General features: G+C 70.4%; 18 protein-coding genes. 7 read left to right on the forward strand and 11 right to left on the reverse strand.

Features of this window, described 5'->3' with window-relative positions; translation table 11 throughout:
* Window positions 1–5: 5 nt before the first annotated feature.
* The 9 genes from AB0F29_RS13550 to eccE form a co-directional block, all read right to left on the reverse strand.
* Entirely contained in the window at window positions 6–1,025 is a 1,020-nt protein-coding gene (locus AB0F29_RS13550; protein ID WP_361871087.1) for an ABC transporter ATP-binding protein, read from the reverse strand.
* On the reverse strand, window positions 1,022–2,098 hold the full coding sequence (locus tag AB0F29_RS13555) for an ABC transporter ATP-binding protein (RefSeq protein ID WP_361871088.1): 1,077 nt from the start codon (window positions 2,096–2,098) through the stop codon (window positions 1,022–1,024). The genes AB0F29_RS13550 and AB0F29_RS13555 overlap by 4 nt, the downstream gene beginning before the upstream one ends.
* Window positions 2,095–3,039, reverse strand: a complete 945-nt coding sequence (locus tag AB0F29_RS13560) for an ABC transporter permease (protein ID WP_361871156.1) — start codon at window positions 3,037–3,039, stop codon at window positions 2,095–2,097. The genes AB0F29_RS13555 and AB0F29_RS13560 overlap by 4 nt, the downstream gene beginning before the upstream one ends.
* A gap of 8 nt (window positions 3,040–3,047) precedes the next feature.
* The gene (locus tag AB0F29_RS13565; RefSeq protein WP_210936205.1) at window positions 3,048–4,139 is read right to left on the reverse strand and encodes an ABC transporter permease; all 1,092 of its coding nucleotides are present in this window, start codon (window positions 4,137–4,139) and stop codon (window positions 3,048–3,050) included.
* A 3-nt stretch (window positions 4,140–4,142) separates the two neighbouring features.
* Window positions 4,143–6,020, reverse strand: coding sequence for an ABC transporter substrate-binding protein (locus AB0F29_RS13570; RefSeq protein ID WP_361871091.1), 1,878 nt, complete (start codon window positions 6,018–6,020; stop codon window positions 4,143–4,145).
* Between the two features lie 207 nt (window positions 6,021–6,227).
* Window positions 6,228–9,419, reverse strand: a complete 3,192-nt coding sequence (locus AB0F29_RS13575; RefSeq protein ID WP_361871094.1) for an SCO5717 family growth-regulating ATPase — start codon at window positions 9,417–9,419, stop codon at window positions 6,228–6,230.
* A 428-nt stretch (window positions 9,420–9,847) separates the two neighbouring features.
* Entirely contained in the window at window positions 9,848–10,081 is a 234-nt protein-coding gene (locus tag AB0F29_RS13580) for a DUF397 domain-containing protein (RefSeq protein ID WP_003965867.1), read from the reverse strand.
* A gap of 86 nt (window positions 10,082–10,167) precedes the next feature.
* Window positions 10,168–10,878 carry a hypothetical protein gene (locus tag AB0F29_RS13585; protein WP_215102984.1) on the reverse strand — a complete coding sequence of 237 codons (711 nt, stop codon included), beginning with the start codon at window positions 10,876–10,878 and terminating at the stop codon, window positions 10,168–10,170.
* Window positions 10,875–12,230, reverse strand: coding sequence for a type VII secretion protein EccE (gene eccE, locus AB0F29_RS13590; protein WP_361871098.1), 1,356 nt, complete (start codon window positions 12,228–12,230; stop codon window positions 10,875–10,877). The genes AB0F29_RS13585 and eccE overlap by 4 nt, the downstream gene beginning before the upstream one ends.
* Window positions 12,231–12,413: 183 nt before the next feature.
* Between eccE and eccB the strand changes: the two genes are divergently transcribed.
* From eccB to AB0F29_RS13625, 7 genes are all read left to right on the forward strand, one after another.
* Window positions 12,414–13,946 (forward strand): type VII secretion protein EccB, encoded by a 1,533-nt coding sequence (gene eccB, locus AB0F29_RS13595; protein WP_361871101.1) that lies wholly within the window; start codon window positions 12,414–12,416, stop codon window positions 13,944–13,946.
* Window positions 13,947–13,959: 13 nt separating this feature from the next.
* Complete coding sequence (gene mycP, locus AB0F29_RS13600) at window positions 13,960–15,222, forward strand: type VII secretion-associated serine protease mycosin (protein WP_361871103.1); 1,263 nt, start codon at window positions 13,960–13,962, stop codon at window positions 15,220–15,222.
* A 162-nt stretch (window positions 15,223–15,384) separates the two neighbouring features.
* Window positions 15,385–15,867 carry a hypothetical protein gene (locus tag AB0F29_RS13605; protein ID WP_361871105.1) on the forward strand — a complete coding sequence of 161 codons (483 nt, stop codon included), beginning with the start codon at window positions 15,385–15,387 and terminating at the stop codon, window positions 15,865–15,867.
* Window positions 15,864–17,519 carry a hypothetical protein gene (locus tag AB0F29_RS13610; protein WP_361871108.1) on the forward strand — a complete coding sequence of 552 codons (1,656 nt, stop codon included), beginning with the start codon at window positions 15,864–15,866 and terminating at the stop codon, window positions 17,517–17,519. Before AB0F29_RS13605 ends, AB0F29_RS13610 begins: the two co-directional genes overlap by 4 nt.
* Before the next feature lie 28 nt (window positions 17,520–17,547).
* Complete coding sequence (locus AB0F29_RS13615; protein WP_361871110.1) at window positions 17,548–18,795, forward strand: S8 family serine peptidase; 1,248 nt, start codon at window positions 17,548–17,550, stop codon at window positions 18,793–18,795.
* 73 nt (window positions 18,796–18,868) lie between these two features.
* Entirely contained in the window at window positions 18,869–19,222 is a 354-nt protein-coding gene (locus AB0F29_RS13620) for a WXG100 family type VII secretion target (protein ID WP_361871113.1), read from the forward strand.
* A 36-nt stretch (window positions 19,223–19,258) separates the two neighbouring features.
* A complete protein-coding gene (locus tag AB0F29_RS13625; RefSeq protein ID WP_018960649.1) occupies window positions 19,259–19,555 on the forward strand; it encodes a WXG100 family type VII secretion target in 297 nt (98 codons plus the stop codon).
* A 109-nt stretch (window positions 19,556–19,664) separates the two neighbouring features.
* Here the strand turns inward: AB0F29_RS13625 and AB0F29_RS13630 are convergent, their stop codons facing one another.
* Together AB0F29_RS13630 and eccCa are read right to left on the reverse strand one after the other, a co-directional pair.
* Window positions 19,665–20,363: a class I SAM-dependent methyltransferase gene (locus tag AB0F29_RS13630; RefSeq protein WP_361871115.1), complete on the reverse strand. Its 699-nt coding sequence runs from the start codon at window positions 20,361–20,363 to the stop codon at window positions 19,665–19,667.
* A 112-nt stretch (window positions 20,364–20,475) separates the two neighbouring features.
* A complete protein-coding gene (eccCa, locus tag AB0F29_RS13635) occupies window positions 20,476–24,444 on the reverse strand; it encodes a type VII secretion protein EccCa (protein WP_361871118.1) in 3,969 nt (1,322 codons plus the stop codon).
* Window positions 24,445–24,617 lie beyond the last annotated feature (173 nt).

Here is a 24,617-nt window from a genome sequence, read left to right on the forward strand (position 1 = left end):
AGGCCTCAGGCGGGCCCGCCCCGGTCCTCCCCACCGCACGCCGCCGCCCAGTGGCAGGCCACCTGGACGCCCCCGCCGCCGCTCAGCACCGGCAGATCCACCGTGCGGCACGCCTCCGCCACGCCCGCCCGCTCCGCCTCGCCCGAGGCCAGGACCTGGCAGCGGACGTGGAACCGGCAGCCGCCGGGCACCTTCGAGGGGTCCGGCGGCTCCCCGGCCAGCACGACCGGTTCGCCCTCCGCCTCCGGGAGCACGGACAACAGGGCCCGCGTGTACGGATGCCGGGGGGCTGTCAGCAGCTGCTCGACCGGGCCCGTCTCGACGATCCGGCCCAGATACATCACCGCCACCCGGTCCGCGATGTTCCAGGCGAGCCCCAGGTCATGCGTGACCACCAGCGCCGAGAGGCCCAGCTCGTCCCGCAGGCGCAGCAGCAGCGCCAGGATCTCGCCCCGTACCGACGCGTCCAGCGAGGCCACCGGCTCGTCGGCCACGATCAGCTCCGGCTCCAGCACCAGGGCCCCGGCGATCACCACGCGCTGGCGCTGACCGCCCGACAGCTCGTGCGGGAAGCGCAGGAAGAACCGCTCCGGCGGTCGCAGCCCGGCCCGGGAGAGGGCTTCCGAGACGGCCGCCCGCTCGTCGCCCGCGTACCCATGGATGCGCAGTCCCTCGGCCACCGCGTCGTACACCGTGTGCCGGGGGTTGAGCGAGCCGCTGGGGTCCTGGAGGACCAGCTGCACGCGTTTTCGGTACGCCTTGAGCGCCCGGCCGCTGTAGTCGAGCGGTGCGCCGCCGAAGGTGACCCGGCCAGAGGTGGGCGGGACCAGGCCGAGCAGGGAACGGGCGAGTGTTGTCTTGCCGCAGCCGGACTCGCCCACCAGCGCGACGATCTCGCCGGGCCGGATGTCGAGGTCGACGCCGTCGACGGCACGGGCGGTGGCGGCCCCGCGCCGGCCCGGAAAGGCGACCTTCAGCGTCTCGGCGCTGAGCAGGGGAGCGGCGAGAGGAAGGGGGGTGCTCATGTCGTGCTCCTCGTGTCGTCGGCCCCGGCGGCAGCGGGCGCGTCCACCAGGACGCAGGCGGCCCGGCGCCCGGCCCCGGCCTCCCGCAGCTCCTGGTCCTCGGTGGCGCAGGAGTCGAGCGCCACCGGGCACCGCGGATGGAAGGTGCAGCCGCCGGGCAGCGCCGAGGGGTCCGGCGGGTCTCCCGGCAGTCCGCGCGGAGCGTGCCGGGAGGAGAGGTCCCCGATCCTCGGGAACGCGGCGGAGAGCGCCTTGCCGTAAGGGTGGCGGGCGTCCGTGTACACCTGCCGGGCGGGGCCCTCCTCGACGACCCGGCCCGCGTACATCACCGAGAGCCGGTCGCAGGTGTCGGCGAGCACCGCGAGGTCGTGGCTGATCATGATCAGCCCGACGCCCTGGTCCGCGACGAGCGCCTCGATCAGCCGCAGGATCTGCGCCTGGATCATCACGTCGAGGGCGGTGGTCGGCTCGTCCGCGACGATCAGCCGCGGATCGCAGGCCAGTGCCATGGCGATCATCACGCGCTGCCGCTGACCGCCCGACAGCTCGTGCGGATAGGCCTGGGCCCGGGCGGCCGGCAGCCCCACCTGCTCCAGCAGCTCCCCGGCCCGCTTGCGGGCGGCGGCGGGGGTGGCCCTGCTGTGGAGCAGGATCGGCTCGGCGATCTGGTCCCCGACCCGGTGCACGGCGTTCAGCGAGTGCATCGCGCCCTGGAAGACGATCGACGCGCCCGCCCAGCGGACCGCCCGCAGCCGCCCCCACTTCATGGTCAGGACGTCCTCGCCGTCGAGGAGGATCTCGCCGGTCAGCGTGGCCGTCGCGGGCAGCAGCCGCAGCAGGGCGAGGGCCAGCGTCGACTTGCCGCAGCCGGACTCCCCGGCGATGCCGAGCTTCTGCCCGGCCTCGACCCGCAGATCGACCCCCCGCACGGCGGGGACGGCGTCGGCCCCGCCCCCGTAGGTGACGGTCAGGTTCCGCACCTCCAGGAGCGGCGGATCGCCGACCGGATTCGACAGGCCGGGGGAGTCGGACGGGTCCGGGTTCGGCGTGGTGGCCGTGGTCGTGGCGGTCAACGGGACACCCCCAGCTTGGGGTTGAGCACGGACTCGATGGCGCGGCCGCACAGGGTGAAGGCGAGGGCGACCACGGCGATGGCGAGTCCGGGCGGAGCGAGGTACCACCAGTTGCCGGAGCTGACCGCGCCGGCCTCGCGGGCGTCCTGGAGCAGGCCGCCCCAGGAGACGATCGTGGGGTCACTGAGCCCGAGGAAGGCGAGGGTCGCCTCGGTGAGGATGGCGGTGGAGATCACGAGCGTGGTCTGGGCCAGCACCAGCGGCATCACATTCGGCAGGACGTGACGGGACATGATGTGGCGGTGTCCGCCGCCGAGCGCCCGGGAGCGTTCGATGTACGGGCGGGACTCGACGGACAGCGTCTGGGCGCGGACCAGACGTGCGGTCGTCGGCCAGGTCGTCACGCCGATCGCCAGGATCGTCGTCCACACCGACCGGGACAGGACGGTGGCCAGGGCGATGGCCAGCACCAGGGTCGGCATCACCAGGAACCAGTCGGTGACCCGCATGATGACGGTGGCGTACCAGCCCTTGAAGTGGCCCGCGGTGATCCCGATGAGGGTGCCGATCGCCACGGACAGGAAAGCGGCGAGCAGGCCGACCGTCAGCGAGACCCGGGTGCCCCAGAGCATCAGGGCCAGCAGGCTGCGGCCGAACTGGTCCGTCCCGAGCGGGAATGCACCGCTCGGCTCCTCCATCGGGCCGCCCGGGGCGTTGGTCACGCTCTGCGAGTCGGCTCCGACCAGCAGCGGGGCGGTCAGCGCGAGCAGGGCGATCACCGCGAGCACGGCGAGCCCGACGAGTCCGGCGCGGTGCGTGCGGTACTGCCGCCAGAAGCGGGCCACCGCCTGCCGCCGCCGGGCCCGGGTGAGGGCGCGCGGGCTCGGCAACGGGACCGCCTGCTCCGCCTTCACCTCCGGCTGTTCGGAGGGCTTCTCCATCGACGTCGTCATCGGCCCACCCGGGGATCGAGCAGCGGATAGATCACATCGGCCAGCGTGTTCATCAGGATCACCGCGGCGGCGAACACGAAGAACAGCGCCTGCACCAACGGCAGGTCGGGCACGCTCAGCGCCTGGTAGAAGAGGCCGCCGAGCCCCGGCCAGGAGAACACCGTCTCCACCAGGATCGCCCCGGCGACCGTCGTGCCGAGGTTCACGAAGAGCAGCGTCACGGTCGGCAGCATCGCGTTCGGCACGGCGTGCTTCCGGCGGACCAGGTCGTCGCGGAGCCCCTTGGCACGGGCGGTCGTCAGATAGTCGCTGCCCATCTCGTCCAGCAGCGAGGAGCGCATCACCAGCAGGGTGCGCGCGTACTCCACGGCGACGAGCGTGATGACGGGCAGCACCATGTGGTGGGCGATGTCCAGCACCCGGTCGAAGCCCTCGGTGTCGCCGGACTCCATGCCTCCGGTCGGGAAGAGCCCGGGGATCGGGCCGATGCCCACCGACAGGGTGATGATGAGGAGCAGGCCGAGCCAGAACGAGGGCACCGAGTACAGCGTCAGCGCGAACGCGGTGTTGGCACGGTCCCCGGCAGAGCCGTTGCGCCACGCGGAGCGGGCGCCCAGCCAGATGCCGAGCAGCGTGTAGATCACGAAGGCGGTGCCGGTCAGCAGCAGGGTGGCGGGCAGCGCCTCGGCGATCTTGTCGACGACCGGGGCGCGGAACTGGTACGACGTACCGAAGTCGCCGGTCAGCGCCTTGCCGCAGTACTGCGTGAACTGCTCCCACAGCGGCAGGTCGAGCCCGAACTCGCGGCGCATCGCCGCGATCTGCTCGGTCGACACCTGACGGCCGCCGGTCATCTGCTTGACCGGGTCGCCGGGGATCAGCCGGAAGAGGAAGAAGCTGGTGACGAGGACGGCGAAGAGGGAGACGGCCGCCCCGGCGAGCTTGCCCGCCGCGTAGCGGGCGTAGGCGGCGGTGGAGCGGGAGCGCGGGGAGCGGGCCGACGGCCCGGCCGGAGCCGGGCCGCCGGATTCGGTGCTCTCCACGCCCGCCGCACCCTTCAGCAGGGCGGGAGTGCTTTCTGAGCTCATGGACTATTCACGGTCTTCCGCGGTGGAGCGGCGACGCATGGCGAACAGGAGTCCGCCACCGGCGAGGACGACGACGGCGATCCCGACCCCGATGAGCACCCCGGTGGAGCTGCCACCGGAGTCGGAGGAACCGGACGAGGAGGCCCCGGCGGCCGGGACCGCCGACCACCAGCTCCAGTAGCCGTCCTGGCCGTAGATGTTGCCCGCGGCCGACGGCATGGTGGTGATGGACTCGATGTGGTCGGTGCGGTAGGCCTCGACGGCATTCGGGTACGCCATGACGTTCATGTACCCGGTGTCGTACAGCCGCGACTCCAGTTGCTTGACCAGATCCGCCCGCTTGGCGGGGTCGTACTCGGCCAGTTGCTTCTTGTAGAGCTCGTCGTACTGCTTGTCACAGATGAAGTTGTCGGTCGAGGCCGTCTCCTTCGCCTTCGCCGGCAGGGCGTCGCAGGTGTGGATCGACAGGACGAAGTCGGGGTCGGGGTTGACGGACCAGCCGTCGAAGGCGAGGTCGTACTCACCGGCGTACCAGGGGTCGGAAACGTTGTCGAGGCAGTCGACCTTCAGTCCGATGCCCTGCTCGCCCCACCACTCCTGGAGGTACTTGCCGATCGCCTTGTCGTTGGGGTCGGTGGCGTGGCAGAGGATGCGGAAGTCGAGCGGCTTGCCGTCCTTGCCGACGCGCTTGCCCGCGCCGTTCTTCTTGTACCCGGCCTCGTCCAGCAGGGCCGCGGCCTTCGCCGGGTCGTAGGCCAGCTTCTGATCGGCCGACGGCTTCCAGAAGTAGTCGCCGAAGCGCGGCGGGATGTAGCCCTCGCCCTCGACGGCGTGGCCCTGGAAGACCTTGTCGATGATGGTCTTGCGGTCGACCGCCATGAACAGCGCGTGCCGCACCTTCTGGTCCAGCAGCGCCGGGTGCCCGTCGCCGAACTTCTGTCCGTCCTTGGTCCGGGCGCCGGGGTTGACGGCGAGCGCGAAGAAGCGGCGGCCCGGGGCGTCGTTCACCTTGATGTCCGGGGCGCTCTCCAGCGAGGCGGACTGGGCCGGGGTCAGGCTGGGGCTGCCCGCGACGAAGGACACCTCGCCCTTGCGCAGGGCGGCCACCGCCGCGTCCTGGTCCTTGTAGTAGCGGAAGACCAGTTCGTCGAACTTGGGGGACCCGCGCCAGAAGTCCTTGTTGGCCTTCAGCTTCACGTAGCTGTCGACCTTGTAGTCCGTCACGATGAAGGGACCGTTCCCCACGATGGGGAACTCCTTGTCGTTGTTGAACTTCGAGAAGTCGCCGACCTTCTCCCAGAGGTGCTTCGGGACGATCGGAACGTCGAGCGCGGCCATCGTGGCCTGCGGCTCCTTCAGCTTGATGACCAGCTTGTCCTTGCTGGGGGCGGTCACCTTCTCGAAGTTGCCGACGAAACTGCCGTTGGAGGTCGCGGCGGCCTCGTCCGTCATCATCTTGTTGAACGTCCAGGCCGCGTCCTCGGCGGTGGCCTGCTGCCCGTCGGACCACTTCGAGTCCGAGCGGATCGTGTACGTCCACGTCAGCTTGTCCGCGGAGGGCTCCCACGCGGTGGCGAGGCCCGGGATCGCCTTGTTGTCCTTGGGGTCGTAGTTGGTGAGGAAGTCGTACATCAGCCGCAGGACGCTCGTGCTGAGCAGCCGCTGCGCCAGGAACGGGCTGAGTGAGTCGACGCTCTGCGCGACGGCGACCGTGAGCGTCGTCCTCCCGTCGTCCGCGCGCGCCTCGGAGGGGGCGGGCGCGAGCAGGTTTCCGGGTACGACGGATCCGGCGGTGAGTGCCAGGGCGGCCACGCCGGAGGCCAGCAGGAGGCGCAGGCGTCGGCGTGGCCGGGTGGAGTGGTGGGGAACTCTAGTGACCATGGACGGGGACCTCGCGTCATCACTCGCTGAAGAAGGCGGGTAGATCTCTGGTTCGCCAGTTGGTGAAGCGAAGGTTTATCAGCGGTGGTCGAGGCGCGTCAACGGTCAGTCAAACAGCGTGTGGGCTGCGGGAATAGCGGAAGGACCCGCACCGCGCGAGCGGTACGGGCCCTTCCCTGGCCCTCATTGGTCTCAACCACTTCGGCCCTACTGCTGAGGCGCCGCCGGCGGTTGCGGAGGCGTCTGCTGCCAGCCGGCGGGAGGCACCGGACCCTGCAACTCGGGCTGGCCTGCCGGGTTGGCGTGCTCACCCGGCTGCTCCGGCTGCGGCTGCTGCGGCGCACCGGCCCCGGGCGCACCCGGCCCGGCCTGCGGGGGAGGCGGCTGACCCCATCCGTTCTGCGGTCCCCCCGCCGCCCCCTGCTGGGCGTAGGGGCCACCCGGCTGACCGGCCGCCTGATATCCCCCGTACGGCGGCTGTCCACCGTAGGGCTGCTGCTGGGCGTACGGCTGCTGGTGCCCCGGCTGCGCCTGTCCGGCTTGCTGCCCTTGCGGGCCCGGCTGTCCCGGGTGTCCCGGCAGGGGGTGCCCGGGGTGCTGCGGCTGCGGCTGCTGTTGCGGGTAGGGCTGGCCGGGGCCGGGCTGCTGCGGTGCGTACGGCTGCTGGCCAGGGATCTGCTGTCCGGGGACCTGGTGAGCGGGAGCGTGCTGACCGGGGGCGCCCTGCTGTCCCGGCATGGGCTGTCCCGGCGCCGGGTAGCCCTGCTGGCCGGGCATGGGCGGGGCGAACTGCGGCGGCGGGTTCTGGCCGTCCCCCGTCCACAGCCCCTGCTGCTGCTGGGCCCGCGCGAAGTCTTCGGCCACCAGCGCCGAGAGGTGGAAGTACGCCTCACGGGTCTTGGGCCGCATCATGTCGAGGTCGACCTCGGCGCCCGCCGCCAGGTGCTCGTCGAACGGCACGACGACGACTCCGCGGCAGCGCGTCTCGAAGTGCTGGACGATGTCGTCCACCTTGATCATCTTGCCGGTCTCGCGGACGCCGGAGATGACGGTCAGCGAACGCTGCACCAAGTCGGCGTAGCCGTGCGCCGAGAGCCAGTCCAGCGTCGTCGACGCACTGGACGCGCCGTCGACCGAGGGCGTCGAGATGATGATCAGCTGGTCCGCGAGGTCGAGCACCCCGCGCATCGCGCTGTAGAGCAGCCCGGTGCCCGAGTCGGTGAGGATGATCGGGTACTGCTTGCCGAGCACCTCGATCGCGCGCCGGTAGTCCTCGTCGTTGAACGTCGTGGAGACCGCGGGGTCCACGTCGTTGGCGATGATCTCCAGACCGGAGGGCGCCTGCGAGGTGAACCGCCGGATGTCCATGTACGAGTTGAGGTACGGGATCGCCTGGACCAGGTCGCGGATGGTGGCCCCGGTCTCGCGGCGCACCCGTCGGCCCAGCGTGCCGGCGTCCGGGTTGGCGTCGATGGCGAGGATCTTGTCCTGCCGCTCGGTGGCCAGCGTCGAACCCAGCGCCGTCGTCGTGGTGGTCTTGCCGACACCGCCCTTCAGGCTGATGACGGCGATCCGGTAGCAGGACAGCACCGGGGTGCGGATCAGCTCCAGCTTGCGCAGCCGCTCGGCCTCCTCCTTCTTGCCGCCCAGCTTGAACCGGGAGGCTGCGGAGGGGTTACGGCTGCTCTTGGCCTTCTGCTTGCCCCGCACCAGCCGGTCGGAGGAGAGCTCGACGGCCGCCGTGTACCCGAGCGGGGCGCCGGGCACCGACCGCTCGCGCTGGTCGTGCGCGACCGGGGTGGGCCAGGCTCCGCCCGTACGCGGGTCGACCGGCGACTGGTGCGGCTGCCGAGGCGGCTGGGGCTGGGCGGCCTGGGGCTGCTGTCCGTATGCCTCCGGCTGCTGCGGGGCGACGGGGGCGGGGAGGTTGGGGGTGCCCTGGGCGGGGAACGGCGCGTGTGGCTGCGGCGCGTTGGGCGCCTGACCTGGGTGGCCGGGCTGACCCGGGTGGCCGGGCTGGGGGAAGCCGTAGCCGCCCTGTGGCGGGAAGCCGTACCCGCCCGCGCCCTGGGGGGCCTGCGGGTGCGCCTGAGGCGGCAGCGGTGCGCCGGTGCCGGGGCCGAGCTGACCGTGCTGACCGGGGAACGGCTGTTGCTGGTGCGGCTGCTGGGCCTGGGGTGCCTGAGGTGCTTGCGGCGGCTGTCCCGTCTGCGGGAAGCCGTAGCCGCCGGGCGCCTCGTTCGCCGGGGCGGAACCGGGCCACTGCGCCGCGGGCTGCGGCGCCGAGGGCGCCGGAGCGGCCGGCTGGAAGGTGGGCGGCAGCGGCGGCAGCGCGCCCCCCTGGGCGGGCGGCGACCACGGCACCGGTGCGGCGGCGGCCTGCGGGGCGTCGGCGGCGGGAGGCGGTACGTCCTGGGGCGCGGCGTCCTGGGGCGCGGCGTCCTGGGGACCCGAGTGCTGGGGACCCGCGTGCTGCGAAACGACGTCCTGCGCGTCCACGCCGGCGTTCGTAACGGCGTCGGGGGCGGGTACGCCCTCGGGGCCGGGGGCCTCGTCGGTGCTCGCTCCGGCCGTGCCGCCGTCCTCGGAATCCGTGGAGCCCGCGTCCGTACGGGAGGCGGCCTCGGGGTCCGTGTCGGCGAGCGAAGGAAGACCGGAGGCGGCCGACTCGGAGGACGTAGAGGACGTAGAGGGCGTAGGAGATGTGGAGGATGTAACGGACGAGGAAGCGCCCTCGGAGCCCGAACCGGAGGCGAGAGCGTCGGGCTTCCCGTCGCCCGTCGTCGATCCGGCACCGGACAGGCCGTCCGCGGCCGCTCCGGAACCCGTCCCTCCGGCGGATCCGGCCGCGGCTTCCGCGTCGCGCTCCGCGATCTCCCGCTTGAGCGCGGCGGGCGAGAACCGCATCGTCGAGCCGCTCTCCACATCGCCGCCGCCGAACGGACCGGCATCGCCGCCGGCGGCCGCAGGAGCAGCAGCCGGAGCGTCCTGCGCCTGCGTGTGCGGAGCGGGAGCGTCCGGAGCCCGGGTGTGCGGGGCCTGCGTGTGTGGAGCGGGAGCGTACGGCGTCTCCGGCACGGCGGGGGAGACCGGGGCCTCCGGAGTCGCGGGGGCGGCCGGCTCGGCGGGCGCCGGAGGGGCGGGCGCCCAGTTGGGGTCGAAGCCGCCCGGTGTCGTCGACAGGTCGGGCGAGGGCAGGGGCGCCCCGACCGGCGGCGGAGGCGGCGCCAGGTGTGAGCCCGCTCCTCCCGACGAGTCCCCCGCCGCGTTCTGCGTGTACCAGGCGGGAGGGGTGTAGTCGATGGTGAACTCACCCGTCATCTCGGCGGGATCCGCGTCGGACGACTCGTCGACGGGCATGTCCCATCCGCCGCGGATCTCGTCCCGATCGCCGTTCACTTTGCCTCCTGGTGTGGTCGAGCACCCTTGTGCCGTGGTGGGTGGGGGCGACCGTTCCCGATGTGCCGGTACGCCCGGCTCTCCCCCTTGCGACGCGCATCACCTGCTCGCAGGTTTCTTCTGCCGCGCCCCACCCACCCTAATCGCCATCCGGTGAACTCAGGCAGGGCGTGGGGCACGGCAGACCCCGCCCCACGGGCCAGGTGTCACACCCCGGTGAACGACGCGCGAAGGAAAGGGGACGACGAGACGGTCAATCCGTGCCATACACGTACAGGGTGAAACGGGAAAGCTCACTCCGGCGGCCACCCCCGCGGCGCTCAGCGCCTCCGCGAGACCGGACCGCGAGACCGGACCCGCGTGGCGCCGGACCCGTGCGAGCGCACCTGTGCGAGAGGACCTGGCCGATGGGACTGGTGTGAGGGGACCTATGTGAGGTCGAACTCACCGTCGCGAGCGCCCAGGACGAACGCCGTCCACTCCGCCTCCGTGTACCGCAGGACGGTGTCCGGGTCCAGCGAGGAGCGCATGGCGACGGCGCCGCCCGGCAGATGAGCGATCTCGACCCGCTCCTCCGCCTCCTCGGTGCCGGGCGCGCTGAGCCACGTCACATCCGAGATGTCGAGAGCGTAGAGCTCGTCCTTTTCCTGCTGGGTGCCCATGACGGCGTCCCTTCGATCGAACGGATTCGGTGCGTGGTCCATGTTCCCCGGAGGGAGGGGTGTTCGTGGGCAGAACGGTGCAGGAATCAGTCCATCCGGCGAGCTGTGCCCAGCAGTCCGGTCTCGGCGTCCGTCGCGTTCGTCATCACCCAATGGTGTTCGCGCCCCGCCACCCAGAGAGTGACACCGTCCGCCAGGGTGGGCAGCGCCTCGTACTCGGCGCGCGCCAGCCCCAGGATCCGGCCGATCTGCTCGGCCTCGCCGGGCGAGACCCGCTGGATGCCCACCAGCGCGGACGACCGCATCAACCGCGGTGCGACAGGGCTCAGATAAGGAAGCAGCGTCAGCACGGACTGCCACGGCGACGACACCACCCGGCCGCGCGGCGGTCGCATGCCGCAGTCCCGCACGACGACCACGGGGCTGCCAACGGTCGCTCCCGTCGGCGGAACACGGCCCACGTCGTACAGGGAGACACACTCAAGACCGGCACCCGCCGCCTGGGCGAGCGTGGTCCAGGCCTGGACGCGACCGGTCTCGACCGCCACCCGGGCACCGGTGCCCGCCGCCCGCAACGCCAGGACCTGTGCCGTCCACAGCCCGCCGATCAGCGTGACGTCGTACGGCACCGGGCGGTGGAAGCCGATCAGCTGCGGCTTGTTGTTCGCGTCGTTGCCGATGATCACGCCGTCGTCGCCGACCGGCAGGGACAACGCCCCCAGGTGGTCCGCGGCCACGGTGTGACCCGCATGACGGGGGCCGCGCAGCCCGCGCCGGGGCTCGGTCCGGTTGCTCACTGTGCGCCTCCCAGCGGGAGCGTGGCCAGGACGCCCGGCAATTGCTCGCGGTCCAGTCGTGCCAGCCCCACCTTGGCGTGCCGGGCCGCCTGCTCCAACGTCCTTCTCACACCGATCAGTTCGGTGTCCGAACCGCCGGTGACCCGCACATGCCCGGCCACGCTCGTCGAGCCCTGGCGCACCCCGCGGCGCACGGTGAGGCTGAACGTCGTCGCGTACGCCGGCACCGAGGTCAGCAGTGCGACCAACTGCGGCAGCGGCGTCGCGCCCCGGCCCAACTCCGGCCAGCGGTCCACCGCGTACGTGGTGTGCCAGCGGTCGTCGCACCGCCAGACCCGGGACGTCTCCATCGTGCGCCGCTGCGGAGCGGCGTCCGGCCGGCCCGCCCGCCCTGACAGGATGGGATTAGCGCACGCGGAGGTCGCCACCGCGGAGTTCAGCTCGTCCTGGTCGAGCACAACCGCCTGGAAACCGGCGCCCGTGACCCGGCTCGCCACATGGTCCGCGACCCTCACCAGGCAGCGCTGCGCACCCTCCAGCCCGCCGCCGCGCGCCTCGATGGCCTCACGGCACAGCTCGGGATCCAGCTTCACCGCCACCCACGTCATCCGCAGGGCGGGCGCACCGGTCTGGTCCTGCAACGGAGCGTAACTGAGCCGGGCCACCGACTGCTGCGGCAGATGAGGGGCCGGCGCGCACCGCACCTGCTGCACCAACTGCGCCGACTCCAACACGATGTCGTCGACCTGGAGGGCGTCGCCCAGCAGTGACAGCGGGAGCGACCGGGCGCCGAACGCGGGCCTCAGCGACTCGCCGCTCGCCTCCACCCGCACCACGGCCGTCAGGAACGTACCGTCGCCGAGCATGCCGACCGTCCGGTGAGCCCGGTCCACATACACCTGCGGGCCGAAACCGGGCACGTTCTCGGCGACCGGTGCCAGCATCGGCTCCGCGTCCGAGGGCGGCGTGGCCGCGGACCGGCGCCGGGCCCGGAGCCCCAGCGCGCTCGACACCCAGTCCTGGAGCGCGCGGCCCCGCCGGCGTACCACCGCGAGAGCGACCAGCAGACAGAGCACCACGAGCGACGGGATCAGCCAGGCGCCACCGAGAGCCGCGCCCACGGCGGCGATCACGAGGCCCACCTCGACGATCACCATCTGCCGCAGCACGGGGCGCACCCGGTCGGTCCGCGAGATCGAACGCAGTGTCGTCGCGGCGGGGGCGTGCGGACCGGGGGTGCCTGAGGGCTGGGCGGGAGGCGTCGCGGGCGACTCGTTGCTACGTTGCCTCCGGGAAGTCCCGGAGGTTCGACGGCCGGCCCGCCCGGTACGCTCGCGCGTAGCTGCACCCATCGCCGCGTTGCCCCCTCGTGTCCGTATTCACCGCTTTTTACACGGGTGTTGATCGGGTCGTCACCCTACCTGAGCACAGGGAGCGGAACCCCAGCAGGCATAGTAGGGGCGCGGTACGGCAGCGGGGGCCGACGGTGCGTGTGGGACCCTGTTCGATCACTGGGGAGAAGGGTCAGCGGACACATGGCATCACGGCGGGATGAGCTCAACGCCTATACCTTTGCGAAGCGGAGGTTGATCGCACAGTTCCTGCAACCCAACCCCACCGGTTCCGAGGAAGGCGCCCCCAAACCGCTGCGCGCGGTACTTCCCGGGGCCATCGTCGCCGTGGTCGTTCTCGCCGTTTTCGGCGCCTGGGGCATGTTCAAGCCGGTGGCCCCCCAGAAGTGGAACGTCGCCAAGGAACACGTCATCATCGCCAGCAAATCCACCACCCGGTACGTGGTGCTGGAGACCGACGGCAAGAAGCAGTTGCACCCCGTCCTGAACATGGCCTCCGCCAAGCTCCTGCTCGCCCCGGACAAGGGCACCGTCGTCAACGTCAACGAGTCGGTCCTGGACAGCGGCAAGATTCCGCACGGTGCGACGCTCGGCATCCCGTACGCCCCCGACCGGCTGCCCGACGCCAAGGAAGCGGGCGCGGCCAAGCGCTGGGCGGTCTGCGAACGGCCCGGCGAGGGCGGCAGGGCCATCCAGAAGGCGACCTTCATCTTCGCCGAGCGCGAGGAGAAGAAGACCGGGGGCAAGAACGCCCTGCGGGGCGGTCAGCTGATGTACGTCGAGGGGCCGGGACCGGATCGGACCCGCTACATCGTGGACGCCGCGGGCAAGGCCTACCCCGTCCAGAAGGACGAACTGCTCCTGCGCACCCTGGTCGACCAGAACCCCAAGCCCCAGCGGGTCTCGGCCGCCTGGCTCGCCACGCTCCACACCGGGGACCCGATCACCTTCCCGACCGTGGACGGCGCCCCGGGGGCTCCCGCGGGCGCCCCCGGCACGCTCGACGACCGGACGAACCGGGTCGGCATGGTCCTGACCGCCCCAGCGGGAACCGGGACCCAGAGTTACGTCGTCCTGCCGGGCAGGGTCGCGCCCGTATCGGACTTCACCGCCAAGCTCCTGCTCAGCAGCCGGCAACTGGTGGACCTCAAGCAGGCGGGCAACGCCGAGCCGGTCAGCGCCGGCGCATTCGAACCGGGCGCCCCCTTCAACCAGAAGAAGGACTGGCCGGTCAGCAAGCCCGAGCCCGTCAACTCCCCTGAAGTCAAGAAGGGCAGCCGGAACACCGTGTGCAACGTACTGCGCGGCGTCGACGCGGACAGCGGCGCCACCACGCTGAGCACCTGGGTGGGTACGAGCTTCCCCGCGACGCTCCCCACCGGCTCCAGCAGCGCCTACGTCACGCCGGGATCGGGCGAGTTCTTCCGCCAGTTCAAGGGCTCCTCGACCAGCGCCGGCTTCCTGTTCCTGGTCACCGACACCGGCCTGCGCTACGCGATGCAGTCCAACAGCGACAGCGGCCAGGGCGACTCCGGCATCGGCGAATCCGGCTCGAAGAAGGAGCGGGAGTCCCAGCAGGAGGAGGCGCAGCAGGCGCAGAACCGGCTGGGCTACAAGGGCGTCGACCCCCACCCCGTACCGGCGGTCTGGTCCGCCCTCCTGCCGACCGGCCCCCGGCTCTCCACCGGCGCGGCCAGCCAGCCGCAGGGTTCGTGAGCGGGGCACAGACATGGCGATCCACGACCACGACCTCCACGGGCCGGCCCGCCGCCTGCTCATCGCCACGGCGGCGGCGGCCGTCCTCGTCGTCACCCTGCCGGCGCTCCCGGCGGCCGCGGACGACTCGACCCAGTGCACGTTCCCCTCGAAGAACTACCCGGGCCGGCCCTGGGCGTTGCAGCGCGTCCTGTTGGACGAGGTGTGGAAGCAGTCCACCGGCAAGGGCGTACGCGTAGCGGTCATCGACACCGGAGTCGACGTCAGGAACAAACAGCTCAAGCCGGCTGTGGACACCGGGGCGGGTCGCAACTTCCTGCCGAAGGGCCTCAAGAACGACGACGGAACGAAGATCGAACGCGGCAAGGAGAACGGCACCACGGACACCGTGGGCCACGGCACCAAAGTCGCCGGCATCATCGCCGCGCGCCAGGCGAAGGGCACCGGCTTCAGCGGCCTCGCCCCCGATGCGACGATCATCCCGATCCAGCAGAACGACGCCGAGGGCCACGGAACGGCCGACAGCCTCGCCCGAGCGATCCAGTACGCCGTCAACGACGCGGACGCGGACATCATCAACATCTCCCAGGACACCGCCGACGCCGTGAAGCCGTCCGCGGAACTGCGGCAGGCCGTGGACAACGCTCTCGCCCGGGACGTCGTGGTCGTCGCCTCGGCCGGCAACGACGGGCTCGGCGGCAACGTCAAGGAGACCTACCCGGCGTCCTTCAAGGGCGTGCTCGCCGTCGCCTCCTCGGACCGGAACAACGAAAGGGCGGCCTTCTCCCAGTCCGGCGACTTCGTCGGCATCGCCGCCCCCGGGGTGGACATGGTCTCCACGGTCCCCGGAGGCGGACACTGCGCCGACAACGGAACCAGTTTCTCCGCCCCGTACGTCGCGGGAGTCGCCGCCCTGATCAAGGCGAAACACCCCGACTGGACGCAGGAGCAGATCGTCGCGCAGATGCAGCAGACGGCGGAACGCTCGGTCGCGGGCCACGACATCCTGGTCGGCTGGGGCGTGGTCGACCCGGTTCGCGCCCTCACCGAGGACGACAAGCCGATCGACCGCCCGGTCGCGAGCGAAGGGATGAGCAAGGGCAAAGCCCCCGCTCCCGCCGAACTCCACCTGGGCGAAACGGCCGACGAGCGGAACGCGCGCCTGGCGACGTATGTCATGGTCGGCGGCGGAGTCCTGGTCGCGGCCATCGCGGGTACGGCTGTGGCGGTACGGGACAACCGGAGACGCGCGGGGCGCCTGGCGGAGGAGGCATGACGACGGGAACGGTGACGAAGAGCGAAGAGTCGGTCATGAGACAAGTCACGTGACTCGCAAGTCGATTGGCGCTGTCGTACGCAGTGACTAGAGTTGTCGGGATGAGATCGGATCGGGCCGCGTCAGTGCGATAGCAACGCGGGACGATCCGAGCAAACGGGGATGCGGAACGGGGAGGACGGCATTGTGACCGATCCAGGTGGCGGTGGCGGTACGGGTGACCTCAGGCGCGGAGTGGGTGCGCTGGAGAAGTTCAAGAGTCGTGTAGACGCCCTGCTGACGGACTTCGAGGGCTCGGCGGCCAGCAAGACGAAGGTCGCCGACCAGAAGGTCTCGCGGGCCTCACTGAGCGGCCCGAACGCACGCTTCGCCGAGGCGGACGGCCTCTACACCCAGTACAACCGGGTCCACTCCTCCCTCGTCTCGCTCTCCAAGTCGCTCGGCGACCAGATCGAGTACCTGAGCCTGGGCGTGCACGCGGCGGCCGTCGGCTTCGACAACGTCGAGGACGACATCAGGCGGCGGTTCTACGAGATCCAGACGCGCATGGAACAGGAACGCGAGAAGCACGCGAAGGCCGAGCAGGCGAAGCCTGAACAGACCAACAACGACCAGCAGTCGGACGCCGGGTGGGGAGCGGAATGAGCGACGAGAAGCAGCCGAACCTGTCCCCCGCCGAGCAGCACAAGCAGGACGAGGGACGGGTCCAGACCCAGATCGTCGTCACGGACATGACCGAGACGGTCGGCCGGGTCATGGAGTCCTTCGGCTTCGGCAACCCCCGCACCGGGGGCCGTACCTCTTTCGAGGGACATCAGCTCAACGCCCTCATCGACATGGTGGAGAACTCCAACCCGGAACACCTGGAGAGCGCCGGCGAGGCCCTCTGGAAGGCCAGGGACGCCATTCGGCGCGCGGCGAAGGAGCTGAAGGACCACCTCAAGGGAGTCGACTGGGAGGGCGAGTCCGGCACGGCCTTCCGGGCCTTCGGCACGGGCCTGGTCGCCCACGCCGAGAAGCTGGGCGACTTCGCGGACGCGGCCGGCACCCAGATCACGGTCGCGGGCACGGGCCTGGCGTCGGTGAAGAGCGCCATGCCGCCGCGCGACCGCCGGATGATCCAGACGGACGTGAAGGACATCCTGTTCCCGGCCCGGACGGAGACCAACCCGCAGTACGCGGCGGCGCTTGAGGTGGAGAAGAACCGCCAGGAGGCGATCAACCAGATCAACCGGTTGGCGTCGTACTACTCGGTCTCCGAGGAAGTGCTGGCGGGGCAGGAGCCGCCGCGGTTCGATAAACCGCTGGGTATCTATATGCCTCCGCCGAGGGATCGTTGGGGCACCCCGACCTCCGGTACTTCCGGCGAGCGCTCCGAGAGTCTCGGCAACAGTCCAGTGCCAGACTCTTCAGGACGCTCTACGGCGGGGGACCCCGCTCCGGTAGCCACAACCAGTAGTCCACCAGCTCAGGTTCTCGGCTCGGCACCCTTGCCGGACGGGAGCACAGCTACGGAGATCAATAGCGTCAAAACGCCGCCTGCTCCGACGACGATTACCGGCACGCCTCCGCTCCCGTCGCCCACACCCATGACGGGGCCCACTGTTCCGCAGCCCTCGCCCGTTCCGCCGCCCTTCATGACCACCACGCAGGGGAACCCGCCGCGTACGACAGGGCCTGCAACGCAACGGACGGTGAACCCGGCAGGCCCGGGCTTTGGTAAGGCGCAGCCCGCCGGGGGAGGGCCCGTGGCCAAGGGCCCGGGTGGGCCTCCGGTCGGCCGTCCCAGCCCCATGGGAGGTGGAGGGACGTCCACCCGTCCACCGGTCGGGCCGCAGGCGCCGATCACTGGCCGTTCCACTCCGACCGGTGGACGACCGGTTACCGGCCAAGGAGGAACGTCCACAGTCGGAGGTCCTCGTGGGGGAGGGAGAACCGGCATCGTCGGCGGAACCCCTCAGAATGCGCCCCAGGGAAGGACCGGAGCTGCCGGTCAGCGGGGCGTGATCGGAGGACGTGGAGCAGCGGCTGCCGCATCCCGGCCCGGCGGACGGCCCGCTCAGGCTTCGGGAGCCAACGGAGTCGTGGGTGCTCCCCGCAAGGCTGGGGGAGCCAGCTCGAATGCCAAGGGCTTCACGGCCGGTGGGGCAGGGCTCGTCCGTGGTCCTGCCGGCCGGCGGAATTCCGGCCGGGAGGAAGAGGACGACAACGGTTCGACCCGTCCCGACTACCTGACGGAAGACGAAGAGACGTGGAATGCCGGTCGGCGCGGAGCCGTGCCGCCGGTGGTCGAGTAGCAGCCCCAGGGAAGGTACGGAAGCCGGGATGACAGCAGGAATGAGCCGAGCTCAGAGGCGCGTACGTGGGCTCGGCGCGTTGGCTGTGGCCGCTTCGTGGAGTGTGTTGTTCGTCGGCGCGGCGCAGCCCGCCGCCGCCGATACGCAGTCGAAGCAGTGGTATCTCAGCGCGATGCAGGCTGAGGACATGTGGAAGGTCACAACGGGCGAAGGCGTCAAAGTCGCTGTCATTGACTCGGGTGTGAATTCGTCCACGCCGTCGCTGCAGGGACAAGTGCTCAAGGGAGTCGACGCAACCGAGGCGCCAGGCGACGAAACCGACGACTATGACGGTCATGGTACGACGATGGCTGAGTTGATCGCCGGGACAGGCAAGGGAGGCGGTCTGAAGGGACTCGCCCCGGGAGCCAAGATCATTCCTCTGCGCGTTGCCCTGGGCGAGTTCGAGAAGAAGAAGCCCTCCATCACGATTCAGGACACGGCGAACGCCATCCGTGCTGCGGCCGACGGTGATGCACGGATCATCAGCATGTCCTTCGGTGGCTTTTACTTCTCGCCTCAGGAACATGAAGCGATCAAGTACGCAGAAAGTAAAGGCAAGCTGCTCTTTGCGGCCGTAGGGAATGAAGGGCATAAAAAGAACAAGCAGGGGTATCCAGCCGCTTTCCCTGAGGTAGTGGGTATCGCTTCAGCAGACCGCAAGGGGAAGGTCTCCTTCTACTCGCAGCACGCGGGCACGGTGGATGTAGCGTCCCCCGGAAGTGACGTCCCGTACTGGTGCGACAACTCCTTCAAGAGCTACTGCGACGGCGACGGCGGCACCAGCGCCGCCACCGCCATCGCCTCCGCCTCCGCCGCCCTCGTCTGGTCCCTCCACCCCGACTGGACCGCCAACCAGGTGCTCAACGTCCTCTTCGACACGGCCAGTCGTGACTGGAAGAAGGGCGAGACCAGCAACTACCTCGGTCACGGTCTGATCCGCCCCTCGATGAACGTCCTCAAGGGCAAGGGCGACCCCGGCGACCCGGACATCAGCCCGCTCACCAAGGAGAGGACGACCGGCCCCGCCGACCCGTCCAAGAAGCCCGACGCCTCGACCTCCGCCTCGCCGCAGCCCGCCAAGAACGGCGCGGAGGGCGAGAAGCCGGTAGCGGCGGAAGAAACCAAGTCCTCGGGGGACGAGAGCCAGTTGGGCCTGATCCTCGGAGTGGCCGCAGCTGTGGTCGTGCTCGGAGGAGTGGCCTACGCCGTGGTCCGCAGGCGTAGGGCCGCTTGACCGCACGTTCCGCATGTACCGGCCGGCGACCCATGCCGGCCTTGCAGAACCAACCGAAAAGGAAGAGAGAACCATGGCAGATCAGAAGGTCTCAGATGCCGCGCTCCTGAAGCTGGAGGGCGACCTCAGCATCAAGTTCGACTCGGTGAAGGGGCAGCTCCGGCAGCTCCAGGCGACGATCGACAACCTCGAAGGCAGGTGGAAGGGCATCGGCGCCAACCACTTCAACCAGAAGCAGACCGAGATCAACAACCGCATGGTCAGCCTGGCCAAGCAGCTCGTCCGCTTCCAGGAGTCCATCAAGGCCGCCCGTACCATCTCGGGCGACAACGAGGACGAGATCCGCCAGGCCCTCGCGGGTGTGGACGTCGTCGACGGCCACAACACCAGTGCCAAGGAACAGTCGTCCAGCCTGAACAGCTTCTGACCCTTATCCCGTAACTCGAAAGCAGCGGAGGACCGCATGGGAAACAACGACGGTACGACGGTCGTCACTTACGCGAGCCTGGATCTCGCGGCCGGTGAGATCCGGAAGCAGGCCAAGCAGCTCGACATGGACCTCAAGGAGATCCAGTCCATGATCGCGAAGGTCTCGGAAGTGTGGGAGGGAGAGGCGAAGCGCGCCTACACCGCCGCCCAGGACAGGTGGAGGACGGACGCCGACGCCATCCGCGGCAACCTCGATGACATCGCCAGGAAGGTCAGCGAGGCGTCGCCCATCTACCGAAGCGGTGACAAGCGGGCGGCAGCGAACTTCTGACGAAGTTCGACCGCAGGACCAAAAGCACCACAGCACAGCAGGGTGGACACGCGCGGGAGGTGTCCACCCTGAGCTGTGTCCCGACGTGTCCCGACGTGTCCCGACGGCTTCAGGAACCAGGACCCTCGTCCAAAGTTCGCGCTCCGGTCTGTAGGCTGCGGGACCCCTTCGCCTGGAGCACGAGAGAACTCCACCGGACTTCCTCGTGGCCGTGGAGATCGGAACGCTCGCTGCTCAGGAGCGTCTGCAGACCGTGTGCCGCCCCCAGCTCGGCTGTCTCCGCAGCGGACACGTCGAACATGTGACGGCCATCAGGCACGGGCCCGTGACGGAGGTTGACGAAGAACCGGCCGTCGGGCACCAGCAGGGCGGCGATCCTGGCCATCGCCAGTCCGCGTTCCTCGGCGTCCAGGTGCATCCACACCGCCGTGGCGAAGACCGCGTCGAACGGGCCCGAGTACGGGTCAAGCGCAAGAGTGGGGAGAGCGTCGTCGACCCACGCGATCGCGCTGTCTGCATGGATTCGCTGTCCATGTCCCCGCAGCTCCGCCGTCGGCTCGACAGCCACGACGGTGTGCCCCAGCGCCGCCAACGCGGCAGCGTCGCGTCCTGTGCCCGCGCCGATGTCGAGGATCCGGGCAGGCTCGGCGGGTACCAGGCCCAACACGTCACGGTGGACCTCGCCGAAGGTGACTTCCTCGTACTGGACCGCCAGCACGTCCGCTGCTCGCGCGTACCCGGCGGTTCCCCTGGCCTGGCCCACGTCGTCTCCGGCGTTGTCCCCGACGGTGCCCCGTCCTTCACTCATGGACCGAACCGTAACTCGCTGCGCGTCACCCCGGCGCATCGGCGTCGACGCCGCCGGGCGGGGGACGACCCTCGTCGCCTCCCCGCCCCGCCCCCGCCGCAACGCCCCGCCGCTACCCCTCCATCAGCCCCGTCTGCACCAACGGGTTCCCTCGGCGCCGGGTGACGAAGATGCCCCGGCCCGCAGGCATCGGGCGCGGTCGTACGTTGCCGAGGATGTCGCCCTCGTTCGGGTCGCCCGACAGCATCACGCCCTGTGCGCCCAGCTCGATCATGCGCTGGAGGAAGGGCTCGTACAGGGCCCGGCTGGCCCCCGCCGTGTTGCGGGCGATGATGAAGCGGACGCCCACGTCGCGGGCGAACGGCAGCAGCTCCGTGATTGCTGACAGCGGGTTGCCGCTCGACGTGGAGACCAGGTCGAAGTCGTCGATGACGACGTACACCGTGGGGCCCTGCCACCAGCTCTGGTCGCGCAACTCCTGCGCCGTGACGTCGGCGGACGGTGTGCGGCGCTTCATCAGGTCGTGCAGCGCCGCCATGTGATGTTCCATGTTGTTGGACATCGGGATGTACTCCGCCAGGTGCGACCGCGGGGTCACATCGAGCAGCGAACGCCGGTTGTCGATGACGAAGAGCTTGCAGGAATCGCCGTCGTACCGCTCGGTCAGCTGCTTGATCAGCAACCGCAGCAGGTTGGACTTCCCGGACTCGCTCTCGCCGAACGCCAGGAAGAACGGGTCCTGCTCGAAGTTCAGGAACACCGGCTCCAGGTTGTTCTCGTCGATACCGAAAGCGACGCCCCGCTCCGGTACCGCGTAGCCGGCCGGGAGCTGGCTCGCCGGCAGCTCGCGCGGCAGCAGACGCACCCCTGGGGCGGGCGCGGCCGTCCAGTGCCGGGCGACCTCCTGGTTCATCGCCGCGGTGGCCTCCGAGAGGTCGCTGTCGGAGTTGATGCTGTCGATCCGCGGCACCGCCGCCATGAAGTGCAGCTTCTCCGGGGTCAGACCGCGGCCCGGCACCCCGGCGGGCACGTTGGCCGCCACCTTGCGGTCCAGTTCGGAGTCCATCACGTCGCCGAGCCGCAGCTCCAGGCGGTTCATGAGGTGGTCCTTCAGACTGGCCCGCACCTCCATGGAACGCGACGCCGTGACGATCAGGTGGATGCCGTAACCCAGCCCGCGGGCCGCGATGTCCGTGGCCGCCGTCTCCAGCCCCTCGTAGTCCGTCCGGAAGCTGCCCCACCCGTCGATGACCAGGAACACGTCACCCCACGGCTGGTCCGTCACCGAGATGTCACCGCGCGCCCGCAGCCTGCGGAACGTGGCGATGGAGTCGATCCCGGCACTGCGGAAGTACTCCTCGCGCCGCGCCATGATGCCGTACACCTCGGCGACCGTACGGCGTACCCGCTCCGGGTCGAGGCGGGACGCGACGCCGCCGACGTGCGGCAGACCCGCGATCGAGGACATACCGCCACCACCGAAGTCGAGGCCGTAGAACTGGACCTCCTCCGGTGTGTGGGTGAGCGCGAAGCCGGCGATGAGCGTCCGCAGCAGCGTCGACTTCCCCGACTGCGGCCCTCCGGTGATCTGCATGTGGCCGGCGGCGCCGGAGAAGTCCCGGTAGAGGGTGTCGCGCCGCTGCTCGAACGGCTTGTCGATGACACCGAGGGGCACGACCAGCCGGCCGGCTCCCTCGAAGCCGGGCTGCGTCAGCCCCCTGCCCTGCACCGGGGAGAGCCCCGGAAGCAGTTCGTCCAGCGACGGCGGATTGTCCAGCGGCGGCAGCCACACCTGGTGGGCGGAGGCCCCGCGGCCCTCCAGACGGCGCACGATCACATCGAGCACCGTGTCCGCCAGCGCGTCGTCCTGCGTCGCACGTTGATCCGGTACGCCTCCGGGCTGTGCCGCCGGCTGGACGTACCGCACCGGAACCGGAGCGGCCGTGAACGGAACCGGCCTGCGGTCCACCGGGAGCGGCGCACCCGGCGCGACGGCCCGGTGCGCGCCCGAGCGGTACACCCCGGAGACGTACGCGGCCTTGAACCGCACCATCTCCTCCGTACCGAACTTGAGCAGCCCGGAACCCGGCACGTTGGGCAGGTGGTACGCGTCGGGCACACCGATCGCGGCCCGGGACTCGGCCGCCGAGAACGTCCGCAGACCCACCCGGTACGACAGATACGTCTCCAGACCGCGCAGCCGCCCCTCCTCCAGACGCTGCGAGGCCAGCAGCAGATGCACACCCAGCGAACGGCCGATACGGCCGATCTGGACGAACATCTCGATGAAGTCGGGTTTGGCGGTGAGGAGTTCACTGAACTCGTCGATGACCAGGACGAGCGAGGGGATCGGCTGCAGCGGCGCACCGGCCGCGCGCGCCTTCTCGTAGTCGTGGATGTTGGCGTAGTTGCCCGCGTCGCGCAGCATCTCCTGCCGGCGGTTGAGCTCACCGCTGATGGAGTCACCCATACGGTCGACCAGCGTCAGGTCGTCCGCGAGGTTGGTGATCACGGCCGCGACGTGGGGCATCTGCGCCATACCGGCGAAGGTCGCGCCGCCCTTGAAGTCGGCGAGAACGAAGTTGAGCGTCTCCGAGGTGTGCGTGACGGCGAGACCGAGCACCAGCGTACGCAGCAGCTCGGACTTGCCGGAACCGGTGGCGCCGACGCACAGACCGTGCGGACCCATACCCTCCTGGGCCGCCTCCTTGAGGTCCAGCATCACGGGCGCGCCGTCCTCGCCCACCCCGATCGGCACCCGCAGCCGCTCCGCCTGCGATCGCGGCCGCCAGGTCCGGCTGACCTCGATCGAGGCGGCGTCCCCCAGGTTCAGCAGATCGGTGAACTCCAGGTTGGCCAGCAGAGGTTCGTCGTCGTCGCCGCCGGTGGCCATGTGCAGCGGGGCCAGCTGGCGGGCGAGCGCCTCGGCGGCCTCGTAGCTCAGCAGGTCCGGCACCCCGTCGTAGACGAGCCCCTGGCCCGACTCCAGCTGCAACGACTTCGGCTGCACCACGATCGAGAGGCCCCCGCGGGACCCGGTGACCTCACCCGGCACCACTTCGATGACCGTCACGCCCTGGAGGCCCTCCGCCGAGGCGAGCACCGACATGGGGGGCACCGACTCGCCGTCCAGGACCACCACGACGTGCGGCTGTTCCATGAGCGGCTGACCGCCCGGCTGGAACCGGGGCCTGCCCTCCAGGCGTCCGGCCAGCAGCTCCTCCAGGGCCAGGGCGTTGGTGGTGATGAGGCGCCGGCTCCCCGCTCCGTCCACGGGCCCGGAGGTCTGGGCGTGCGGGAGCCACTTCGCCCACTCCCACTGCGGCGCGGCCTCCGTGTTGGTCGCGACCGCGATCACCAGGTCCTGGGGGGAGTGCAGAGAGGCCAGCCCGCCGACCACGGCCCGCGCGGCGGAGCGCGCGGAATCCGCGTGGCCGCTGATCGTGAGGTGGTAGAACGCCCGCAGCGATACGGCCATGGGCAGGCCGTCCAGCGTGGAGTGCGTCGCCAGGAACTGCTGCATCGCCCCGGCGGCCAGCGGCTCCAGTTCGTCCACGGGCGCCGTCTCGGGCGCGATGAGCGGCGTGGCCAGCTCCTGGCTGCCCAGCCCGATGCGCACCTGTGCGAAGTCCGCGTCACCGGCACGCCGCTCCCACACCCGGCTGCCCTCGGCGACGAGCGCCCACAACTGCTCGGGAGAGGGGTGGAGGTAGAACTGCGCGTCCCGCTGCTTGCGGGCCGTCTTCAGTACCGCGCGCCGGGTCTGCGTCAGGTACTTCAGGTAGTCGCGGCGCATGTCCGCCAGCTCGCCCTGAGTGCCGCGTCGGTACCGCACGAGCATCGCGATGGCCATGGCCAGTGTCGAGGCGATCATGATCATGCCCATGATGCGCATGATCGGGTTCGGCGTCATGAAGAAGAAGACGACGGAACCACCCATGCCCAGCATCGGCAGGAGCTGCATCAGCGCCCCCTCCTGCTGGCCCCGGGGGAGTTCCGGCGGAGGTTGCAACTGCACCTGCTCGACCGGCACTTCGGTGGGCAGGGCCCGCGGCGGGCGCTTGACGACGATCTGGCTCACAGCTCACCAATTCCCTTGCCGGACGGAAGTGTTCCTATCGGCGCCCCCGTGGCGACGGGCTCCATCCGCGGGAAGGATCCTACTGGCGAAGCGGTGGTCCCATGGCGGTAGGGTGTCGCGACGCGTGTACGCATCCGCTAACTGATCCGAGAAGACGGTCATTCGGGACGAGC

Origin of the sequence: Streptomyces sp. NPDC026589, assembly GCF_040638385.1 — a bacterium.
Lineage (GTDB): Bacteria > Actinomycetota > Actinomycetes > Streptomycetales > Streptomycetaceae > Streptomyces.